The following is a 10,930-nucleotide window of genomic DNA, read 5'->3' on the forward strand; positions in this document are numbered from 1 at the left end:
GTTAGTTTAACGGTGAATAGAAGAAACATGAACTGATATTGCAATAGGTGGAAAAATAGAAGAATACCAAAAATTAGTAAGCAAAATTATGTTGATTGTTTGAGTATTTTAGTTAATTGTATGAGATAAAAAATTAAGTGGTAACGTTTACCAGAAAGTATTTAGATAGTAGTTATTATCATTCCAAACAAATTTAAGATTAGGCAAACCATCCTTTTTACCACCTTCTGCGATTTGTAATTTTTTAATATTTATATAATCTTCGTGTTCTTCTGGGGATGATCGGGGCATATAACGGCGAATCAATCCAGAAGTACTAAATTGACGGCAATGTTTCAACTGCTGAATCATGCCAAAAAGAAGGCTGTGATAATGAGAAGTTCTATTAGGAATAGTATGCAACTCATCTTTATACATTCTTAGAGTTTCCTCAATCCATAAATCATAATTCAATGGCTTAACTAAATACTTCAAAACTTCTGATTGTTGACCAAATTTGATGAACTTCACATGAGCTGTAGGGTCATAATCCAGTTGCATCGCTTTACGCCAAGCCTTGACCCATTCAGGATGTGTAACAAATTTATTTTTTGCGTAATCTTGAGGAGCAACTATTAAAACATGATAATGAACATTACACCAGACTTCATAATTTATGAGCTTATTAGTTACTTCTAAAGCCCGAAAATAGCCATCAGAAGGGAAAATTTTAGGATAAAAAGGTGTTTTAGCCAAATTATCATCAACAAATCTATCCCATGCCTTCGACATTTTATTGATTTCTTTATTTAAATCATCTATACGACAGTTTTTCTGTGAAAGTGTAAGGAATATCAGCTTAAACTTAAGACGTTTCTCTTTGTAAAGATTTTGTATAGTATTTAGTGATATATGAAGTTTCTGCAACCAAACCAAACGTTTACGCCACGCACATAATGGACATATACGATGTTTACAAAAATGAGTTTTTAATAACTTTAGTGACTTTTCTTGTTGCTTAAATATTAGTTGACTAGCACAACCTGAAAGTATAGTTGCCTTATCATCGTAGCCAGATTTTTGAAGTTCATCAGCAATTTTAATAGTGGCAGTTTTCCACTTTCTGAAGCGATAATCTCTTCTTGATAAATCATCCAGTGTAAGATCTAGGTCATTATCGGTAAATAAATATTGTTCGCTCATTATCACAAGTCAACTATAAAGGTATCAGTGTTGTTTCTATTATATATACTTTAAATATCAAGTCAATAAGCGACTTGCCCCCACACCCACGCCCCCGCACGGCAGAGGCGTAGGTATGGAGACAGCCGTTATGAAAAGCCATTTTTTACGATCGAAGGTTTAAGAGGTATTTTTAAGGGGATATGGAGAGAATAACAATTAACAGTTATTTTTAATGATTGATGCTTCTTAATGAATGATTAAAGATGATAACTAATAGACAATTATTAATACTGTAACATTATAATCTAATAAACGTATAGCTTTTTGATTATGATTTAGTTTACTATATCATAAGTGGTAATCATTACCACCTTTAAAAGAATAAAAATAAATTTGATTTATTTGGAATTATTAACATAATAAATAATGGAATAATATTTTTAACATAGAGTAAGTTATATTATTAATTTAAAGTATAAATTAATTCTAGCATACTTTTATATCAATTTAGTTATTTATGAATTAGTTTACTTAATCTATAACTATTATTTAATAAATCTAATAAGTACTTTGTTGAGATTAGATTTAGCGTGTTATAAAAGTTCCTTTAATAAATAATGGAGCGATTAGCGACACCTTAAAAATAGTGTAATAAACTATTGTCATTAATTAACTTTATGTTATTATGGAAATGCAGTTAAAGGTTGTAGGAACTCCTGAGATTGCCACGCTCAAACTCATTCGAGACAGAGTCAAAATAAAGTTAGTTTTTTCAGTCTTTTAAACTAGCATTACGTTCTAGCTAAGACATTGCGAAAAGTAATTCTAACTTTATCTCAAAATTAAAATTCTCCCATCAGGATATTAGATGTAATTTCAGATTGTTTTTTTCCTTCACCTACATAAATCATAGTGGGGTTGAAATGATAAACTTGAATATTACCGATTTTTTCTTTTGAAGGAATTAAAAAACCCTGTTTAATTAATGTACTAACACTTTCATAAACTAATCTTGGAGAAACTTTTATTTCTTTAGCACATTTAGACTTATTTAAAACAACTCTATTTTCATAGTCTAATATCTTGATGCAATAAAATAAAACTTGATAGCAAGTTTTAGTTAAATTTTCACCAGTTTCAAGAATAGCAAAAAGTTCAGTCATAAGATTAATTACTCCCCATTTTTTAAAAGTTACTTGTTTTTTATTAGAGATAATCTGAGAAGTACTATGTAGAGTACCATCTTCGTTAAAAAGTTTTTTAAGAATTATGTTAGGCATTCTGATATAATTGAATTAGTTTATACAATCAAAAGTGCTTAATGTTCGGTTAAGTACTTTTTACTAATTATATCATTCATTAGTCACTATAGTGATTAATATAGTTAACTTTAGTGATTCATCACTAGAGGTGAAGAGTATGACTCACCAGAGGTGAAGAATATGAAACGCTGAAAGCCTTACTATATATAGTTTCTAGAATTCGCTCTATCATTTAATTATATAATCCTTATTATGTTCAATAATTTTAAGTTAGCTTAAACCGTAGAATTAATAACTTATTCAACCATTGTAAATATTATTTTTTTAAGGTGTCGCTAATCGCTCCATTGTTGGTTTAAATTTGGACGCGCTAATCGCGCGATTGACTAGGAACTTTTATAACACGCTAAATCTAATCTCAACAGAATTTTTGTTTTGTCTTCAGAGAAAGGAATCATGTTTAGAGAATGTTTAAAAAGGTATTTAAGGGCATTAAATGCTGTTTGTGATATAATCCTTATTTAGCAAAATTAAGATGTCTTAAAATCGATGGTATGATTTAATTAACTAATTCATAAATACTTTGACGTTAATTGTAAAACACATTTATTTTATAATGAAACTGTGGAATATATTAGAAATAATAAACTAAATCAATACTTTTTTTGTAAGTTGCACTTTACACAAACTCTATATTTAGTTCTACAGAGTGAAGCTGAAAATAATTTAACTAAGGGAACGAGTAAAAACGATGATGAGGTCTAAAAGTTAAAGCTTTATTGTAGGCGTTTGAGTAGTATCTGTACTAATAAAACCTTACTTAAACTGGTACAATTTCTAATATACAAAAATTCATAAAAATCAACATTTGAAACTGTTGTTATGAGAAAGTTTCAGTGTTAGCGTTGTTTTTCTTTCACTTGTCACTCAAACGCCTTGTAAGGTGGTTACAAGTTTTCAGTCATCATTATCAGCCATTCTTTGAATTTCATTGTGGCAGTCGTCGCACCATTTTTCTTCCCACTCATAACCTATAATTACTTTTCCACATCGATCACAGTTCTTCGTTAGAAAATAAGAATTACACGTTTTGTTGAAACAAATGCCAGTAAAATCTCCATAAATTATAAGAGTATCTTCGCCACATGTAGGACATTCTATCATGACATTGATTATACCTTCTTCTTTATATGCAATGTATGATTCTGTCTTTAACTCCTGTAGAATATTTTTTTTATTACGTTTGAATTTTCTCAGTTTTTCTGCACCAATAGCTAATAGTTCTTGTTCACGCTTCTCGATCATACGTCTATAAATACTCTCAATTGACAGTATCTTGACCTTGATTTCTGGATTTATATTGAATGAAGCAGAGGTAATGTCTATTTCTAATTGATCGATGAGAAATTTATCAATCAGATTAATAAAATCAATAATTACTTTATTAATTTCAAACTTATTTGCAGAAAATTTATAGTGTTCAAAACAGTTTCTATAGTGTTGAACTTTTCTAATTATTTTGATGTCAGCTTCAGAAAAGGTAACTTTGGGTCCCATTTCCAATCGATTCAAAGCTTCATCTAGATTGACCGTATTTAGCTCCTTATTATTTTTTAGCTTTTTCTTTATGTCTTCAATCTTGCCATCATATATAAGTTCTGGCATGTGGCGTGACAATCTTTCTTTAAGAAGTAGAAGAAATCCAGAGAAAAGGTGAAGTACTCCGTATTTATAATCTTTTTGAGGTTCAGAGATTGGATATATGTATTGCTGATACTCAATGTCATCATATAGAATATATAATTCATCTATACCTCTTGCAATGAAATCTAACCCATTTTCTAGTAGGCTAAGTTCAAAAATATATCCTTCTGCCATTTTTCTAAACGAATTTATTTCAATGTCGATTTTAATTTAGCATATTCATAGATAATTTTTGGTTACATTTCAACCAAGAATTGAAGTCTTATTGGAGGAAAGAGAAGGTTTTATAGATGGATAAGAAAAATTTTATTTTTATGATCAACTGTTTTTATTAACTTATGAAATAGTAAATTTAATTATTAAGTGGTAACGGCTACCATTTGTTAAGAAATTTTAAGTTGAATTTTGAATAATTTGTTTGGAAACTTTGACATTCTTAGAAACAATACTAAATTTAAAACGAATTATATTTTTATTATTTATTTATGATTTAATAAACTAAATCTATATACTAATATAAATAAAATAAATAACTTATTTTAAACAAGTTCCTTTAACAAAATATTAGATATTAAAAAAGACTCTAACATTTAAACAAAATGTATAGAGTTAAATAAAAAATCTTGATATACTGAGCCATTTTTTTGAGTGGCTAACCTCATTTAATTGGACTTTATCGTGAGTGTATATTACACTACTATAAGTAAAACTAATCTATTGGAAGTAGATGAAGTTTTCACGATGTCAATTAATCAAATTCATACAATAAGTTAATCTTATGGTAGCAAATACAACGGGTTTAAGCAAAGTCAAGGGTTACGAGTCCGAGCGTTTTTATATGTTAAGAGAGTCAGAAGTGCTTAAAATGCGTAAAGTGGGTTTAATGCCTAACAACACATTTATTTACTTCGCTTTAAAACTAGAGAATCCTTTTTGTGATTGTCCTATTCAAATAGACATAGATCAATTTTCGGAACAATGGGGAGTTAACCGAAGAGCAATTTATCGATATTTTAATTTCATTACAAATCTTGGACTAGCGTTTATCAAAAATTTCGTTTTATTTTCATGGATAAATCCTGATAGACCAGAAAGAAAAAAAGAGAAATTGACAGAATTGTCACAAACTCAAAAGCCCACTTTATCAAGTGAAAATTCCACAGCTTCCGATTCAACAGAACCAGTTTTGACAGAATTGTCACAAGCTGAAAACGAGATTTTAGTTGAACAAACGAATCAAAATTTTGACGAAACAGAACCAGTTTTGACAGAATTGTCACAAAATTGTCAAAATTGTCAAAATCAAAGTCTGAAACCTTTATCAGCAAATGATTTCAGAATCGCTCATACTATTCATACTAAAAATACTAATTCTTACTCCATTAATAGCAAAAATGAAATACAAGAGAGAGAGAAAAGTAATTTTAAATTAGAAGAAACGGATAGCCAAAAAGAAAAAAATCAGGAATTAGAAATTGATTCACAAGACCAAGAGCAAAAAATTGAGGAGAATATCAAAAATCTAAATAAAGACACTTTTTGCGCCGCCTCGACTTCAATTGAATGTCAACAAGAAGACAGTAGGCACAAAGCCGATCGACAAGATGAACAAGAAGCTGTAAAACCTTGGTTAGATGTTAATGGTGACTTTAAACAGGAATTGGTAGATTATTTAGCAAAACAATGGGTTGAGAAATACCCCGACAATAACCCTAATATCCATGTTGCTCGTAGCAATGCCATATCGCACCTTAATAAGCCCATGAAGGCACGTCAAAGATGGAATGAGTATCAATCATTATTAGAAGCAAGAAAGAACTCTAATTATCGTGATTATACGGGGTATCATGAAAAGCAAAAAGAAGAAATACCGCCTAATCCTAAAGCAATCGCACTTCTTGCTGAGTATTTAAAAGGCTTAAGAAAAAATCCCAAATAGTGGGAGTCATTATTTTGCAATATATATGATAAAATGTTAATGACAATAAACCTAGACTTGTTCTAGCACTAGAGTCCAGCTTTAGCTTGTCTAAATGAGATTTAGGTTTATTTCCTTCATTAATTGCTACTGGTAATGACTCAACTAATTAAATGAAATAGTTGACTAAGATTAATTCATCAGTTTTCTTCAAATTGATTTTAAAATATTAGATGTTCACTACAATTGTATATAAAAATGAACTGTAAAAAAGATAATACTGAAGGAAAAAAAATACTACAGCAAAACTGTAAACCCGAAAAACAAGACTCTTCTGATAGAAGTAGTTTGAAAGACTTAGTTGATGAATATCGTAAGAAATATGAAAATTCTTATAAACTAGAAAATGCGTGGTGGGGAAATAAAAAATTAACTTGGGAAGAAGCAATTAAAAGAGCTTGGGAATCTAAGTTACCTGATGGGAAAATGCACAGTCATCAATATCATGTTGCTAAATATTTACCTGATGGATTAGAAATTGCATTAGCTGATAGTAAAAAACCAAAAGATTTTAAGGATTTTGAGAGTTTGCATAATTGGGTAAAATCTATTGTTGATCGAGTTCATGGACTAGGACCTGTAACTGCATATGATGTTGCTCAACGGTTAGGACTTCGGTTAGAGTTAGAACCTTCTATGGTTTACTTACATGCAGGAACTCGTGAAGGAGCAAAAAAACTTGGTATTGATGGAGATGTTGTTTTACTTAGTGATTTTCCAAAAGAGATTCAATCATTAGTAGCTACTCATGCAGAAAATTTTTTATGTCTTTATAAAAACTGTTTAACGCCTAATATGAAATAAAGAAATAGTAAACTAATTCATAAATAATCTTGACAAAACCAGTAAAGCACATTTAGAATAAAACTATTGAAATAGTTTACTAAATCTAAAGAGGTATTTATGGGAGGTATGAGACGAATAGGTAAAGGAATTATGGGAAGTGGAAGGGGAGGAGCAAGAGAAGGAGCAGGGAAAAAAAGCTCATGGATTTCTGGTTGCAGTTATGAAGATACGAAGCTGGTCAGAGTTCCAAAGGCAATAGGTGATGAAGTAATCAAGATTGCTCATGATATTGATGCAGGGATAGATTATCCAACAGCAGTAAAAGCATTAATAGAGGAAAATAAGATGTTGAGGAAGAAGCTGTTAGAAACTAATCAGCAATCATCTTTTGACAGTAAGGATTTAGATGATTTAGTTAAAGAAGCTCTGAAAAAGTTTATTAAAGCTGGAACTCAATCAACTAAGTATAAAGAAGCTAAAAGTGCAATCAACTATATTATAAATAAAATAATTTTAAATAAATGAACAAAAGTAATTTAACAAATATTAGATTTATAGATCTTTTCGCAGGAATAGGTGGTATGAGAATAGGATTAGAAAATGCCTGTCAAAAAATGAATATTCATAGTCAATGTGTATTGACTTCAGAAATAAAACCTCATGCAATAGAAACTTATACTAGCAATTTTGAAAATAGTAAAATTTCAGGAGATATTACACAAATAGACACAAACAAAATTCCCGATTTTGATATATTACTTGCTGGATTTCCTTGTCAACCTTTTAGTAGTGCTGGAAATAGACTAGGTTTCTTAGATACAAGAGGTACATTATTTTTTGAGATTGAGAGGGTTTTAAAAGAAAAAAATCCTATTGGTTTTATCTTAGAAAATGTTGAGGGTTTAGTAAAACATAAAAAAGGTGAAACTTTGAAGACAATAATTTATAAGCTAGAAAGCCTAGGATATAAAGTAACTTGGAAAGTTCTTGATAGCTTAGATTTCGGAATTCCCCAAAGTAGAAAAAGAATATATATAGTAGGCAATAAATACAAAAGTATTGATTTATGTTTTTCGCAGTTTCCACATGATAATTTAATTAGTATATTAGAACAGGGAAAACAGACATTAGATACAGAATTTACTAGATTACTGTTAAAACATTTTTCCGTTAATGAGCTTTCAGGAAAAGCGATTAAAGATAAAAGAGGAGGCTCAGATAATATTCACAGCTGGGATATAGAGTTAAAAGGTAGTATTTCAAAAAAACAAAAAGAACTTTTGAATTTATTATTAAAACAAAGACGAAGAAAAATTTGGTCAGAAAAAAAAGGTATAACATGGATGGATGGTATTCCTCTTACTATAGATGATATTTATACTTTCTATCCAGATTCTAATTTAGAGAATATGTTAAAGGATTTGGTTCATAAGAGATATTTAAAATATGAACATCCAAAAGATTTGGTACAAGTGATAAACAAAGATGGACAAAAGATTACAAAGAGAGAGTACAGAAAAGATCTCCCAAAAGGATATAATATCGTGGTGGGAAAGTTGAGCTTTGAAATAAACAAAATATTAGATAGTTATGATGTTGCTCCAACATTAGTTGCTACAGATATGCACAAATTAGCAGTTATAGATGGGGAAGGAATAAGAAATCTAACTATTAGAGAATGCTTAAGATTATTTGGTTTTCCTGAAAACTATATAATTAAACAACCTATTAATAAAGCATACGATTTATTAGGCAACACGGTAGCAGTACCAGTAATCGAGAAAATATGTGACAAGATAGTCTCAATCATCCTTACACATTCTCTTGCACAGTCATTATCTTTTACAAAAGCTGTCCAGTGTGTTTAAGGTAATTATTTTCTACTGTCTGAAACCAATTAACAATTTGGCTATTGTTTCCTTTTTTATATGTAAGAAGAGTTTGATGTAAAGCATAGACAAAGTCTCTTCTACTAGGAAAGGGTAGAGTACTTCTTGAGTTTAATTTTTTGTGCCATTTTATAGGTCTTATCTTTTTAATAGTTTGGTTAGAATTACTACATTGACATTTAACTGGATATTTAGATGATGAGCTTGTAATTTCCCATATTTTTTTTAACCACAAGTCTTTAACTTCAAGTGTGTAATTACTTAACCTATACCCAAAGATTAGGTAATCAGTATCCAATATATAAGCCTTTGTTTCTAATGATTTCCAATAAGACTCAAAGTCAGCTACATCAAAAGCTGGATCTTTATCATAGTTAAAAGATTTCACTTCTAACAAATCCGATTTATTTGAATTCGGATTTAAAAAAAAATCAGGAGATTTTTGTGTATTGCGATTAGGAATAGCATAAATTTGATTAGTCTTACACCATTCTTTTAGCCATTCTTGTAATAAATGTCCAACAGCATCTTTACTGTCGAGATCAGCTTTTATACCTAAATACTCAATAGTTATTTTTCCTGTGCTTGTTTTTATTCCAGCATTAATTAATTTTTTATAAATTTGATTAGCATTACAATACATTAAACTTACATAATAGATGAGAATATAGTTTAATTTTACAATCTTTTCTAGTCTAAAGATTTGTAATTTTGTTTATTAGAAGTTTTCAGTTTTCTAGTCTGTTTCAATATTCTTCTTCTTTGGCGTTAAACTAATTGGTAACAAACTGGCTTAGCGGTACTTAGACAAAACAATAACAACAATTAAGCTATAATTTTTACATCATATTGCTTTTAGGTCAAAATGAAAGAAATTACTTCTTCATCAATGCCCCCATGTTTCAATCGCTGGTGTGAAAAAATAGACCCAGTCTTAAAAACAAAGGCACAAAAACGAGAGTTTAGAAATTATTTGGGCGGTTTATTAGGAGATTCTCAAAGAAAAAATATAACTCAAATTGCCCATAATAATCTTGATATTACTTATCATAAATTACACCATTTCTTAACAGAGTCCACTTGGAATTATGATGAGGTAAATGATAAAAGATTAGAAATTATTGCATCCTGTCGTCAAACAAAAATTAGTCGATGTTTCTCCTTAATTATAGACGATTCAGGTCATCGTAAAAGTGGAAACTTTACTGACTGTGTGGGAAGACAATATATTGGTGAAATTGGCAAAACTGATAATGGTAATGTTATAGTCACTACTCACATTTATGATGGTGTGAGAAGTTTTCCTTTAGACGTTGAATTATATGAAAAAGCCGAAAATTTCCCTGAAGGAAAAGACGCTCCACAATTTCAGAAAAAACCAGACATTGCCTTTAATTTAATTGAAAAATGTTTAAATCGAAATTATTGTCCCCAAATAATTTTAATGGATGGTGGTTATGGAAACAATACTAATTTATTAGGCAAACTAGAAAAAAAGAATTTAAAATATATAGGAATTATTGCTAAAAATAGATTAGTAAAATTGGTAAAACAAGATTTTATCGAGTCTGAAAAAACCATAGCTGAAATAGCAAAATCATTACCCCAAGATAGTTTTGAAAAAATAAGAATAGGAAAAAATCGAGAAAAAACTCTTTGGGTAGCAACGATAAATATTGAATTATCAGCTTTGTCGGGAATAAAAACTGTAGCTATCGTCATGAATGCAGATACTTTTGAAAATTCCACAGATATTGATTATTTAATGACTAATGAAATAGGAGAAAAAGTGTGTGGAAATTGGATAGTAGAAACTTATACACAAAGAAATTGGATAGAAGTATTTTACCGTGAAATCAAGGGATGGTTAGGGTTATCACAATACCAAGTGAGAAATAAAAGAAGTTTAATGAGACATTTTATCTTGGTATTTTGTGCCTACACTTTTATTCAATGGCATCGTTTGACAGGAGGTTTAAGAAGACAATGGGGGAATAAACCGTTAAATACTTTTGCTGAGGCATTGGAAGCGTTTCGTAATGCTGTGTCTTTTCGCTTTTTTCAATGGTTAAAAGACAATGTGGAAGTATTTAGTTTATATAAAGCTAGTTTAGGGTTTATTTGGGCATAATTTTTGTCTAAGTACC

The 10,930-nt window shown here is 29.7% G+C and carries 9 protein-coding genes; 5 read left to right on the top strand and 4 right to left on the bottom strand.

Annotated features, from left to right (window positions below; all coding sequences use genetic code 11):
• Positions 1-147: 147 nt before the first annotated feature.
• The 3 genes from GM3709_RS18790 to GM3709_RS18800 all read right to left on the bottom strand — a co-directional run bounded on the left by GM3709_RS18790 (position 148) and on the right by GM3709_RS18800 (position 4,304).
• Complete coding sequence (locus GM3709_RS18790; protein ID WP_066122656.1) at positions 148-1,182, bottom strand: protein rep; 1,035 nt, start codon at positions 1,180-1,182, stop codon at positions 148-150.
• Positions 1,183-2,006: 824 nt separating this feature from the next.
• Positions 2,007-2,444 carry a replication/maintenance protein RepL gene (locus GM3709_RS18795; protein ID WP_066122659.1) on the bottom strand — a complete coding sequence of 146 codons (438 nt, stop codon included), beginning with the start codon at positions 2,442-2,444 and terminating at the stop codon, positions 2,007-2,009.
• Positions 2,445-3,383: 939 nt separating this feature from the next.
• Entirely contained in the window at positions 3,384-4,304 is a 921-nt protein-coding gene (locus tag GM3709_RS18800; RefSeq protein ID WP_066122664.1) for a hypothetical protein, read from the bottom strand.
• Positions 4,305-4,908: 604 nt separating this feature from the next.
• Between GM3709_RS18800 and GM3709_RS18805 the strand changes: the two genes are divergently transcribed.
• The 4 genes from GM3709_RS18805 to dcm all read left to right on the top strand — a co-directional run bounded on the left by GM3709_RS18805 (position 4,909) and on the right by dcm (position 8,762).
• Positions 4,909-6,069 carry a hypothetical protein gene (locus GM3709_RS18805; RefSeq protein WP_066122667.1) on the top strand — a complete coding sequence of 387 codons (1,161 nt, stop codon included), beginning with the start codon at positions 4,909-4,911 and terminating at the stop codon, positions 6,067-6,069.
• Positions 6,070-6,306: 237 nt separating this feature from the next.
• Positions 6,307-6,912: a hypothetical protein gene (locus tag GM3709_RS18810; RefSeq protein WP_066122670.1), complete on the top strand. Its 606-nt coding sequence runs from the start codon at positions 6,307-6,309 to the stop codon at positions 6,910-6,912.
• Positions 6,913-7,011: 99 nt separating this feature from the next.
• On the top strand, positions 7,012-7,419 hold the full coding sequence (locus GM3709_RS18815; protein WP_066122672.1) for a hypothetical protein: 408 nt from the start codon (positions 7,012-7,014) through the stop codon (positions 7,417-7,419).
• A complete protein-coding gene (dcm, locus tag GM3709_RS18820) occupies positions 7,416-8,762 on the top strand; it encodes a DNA (cytosine-5-)-methyltransferase (RefSeq protein ID WP_066122675.1) in 1,347 nt (448 codons plus the stop codon). The genes GM3709_RS18815 and dcm overlap by 4 nt, the downstream gene beginning before the upstream one ends.
• Here the strand turns inward: dcm and GM3709_RS18825 are convergent.
• Positions 8,737-9,426 (bottom strand): NgoBV family restriction endonuclease, encoded by a 690-nt coding sequence (locus tag GM3709_RS18825; protein WP_066122678.1) that lies wholly within the window; start codon positions 9,424-9,426, stop codon positions 8,737-8,739. The two genes, dcm and GM3709_RS18825, sit on opposite strands and share 26 nt — an antisense overlap.
• Before the next feature lie 222 nt (positions 9,427-9,648).
• Between GM3709_RS18825 and GM3709_RS18830 the strand changes: the two genes are divergently transcribed.
• Positions 9,649-10,914, top strand: coding sequence for an IS701 family transposase (locus GM3709_RS18830; RefSeq protein WP_066115324.1), 1,266 nt, complete (start codon positions 9,649-9,651; stop codon positions 10,912-10,914).
• Positions 10,915-10,930: the final 16 nt, after the last annotated feature.

Origin of the sequence: Geminocystis sp. NIES-3709 (genome assembly GCF_001548115.1) — a bacterium.
Taxonomy (GTDB): Bacteria; Cyanobacteriota; Cyanobacteriia; order Cyanobacteriales; family Cyanobacteriaceae; genus Geminocystis.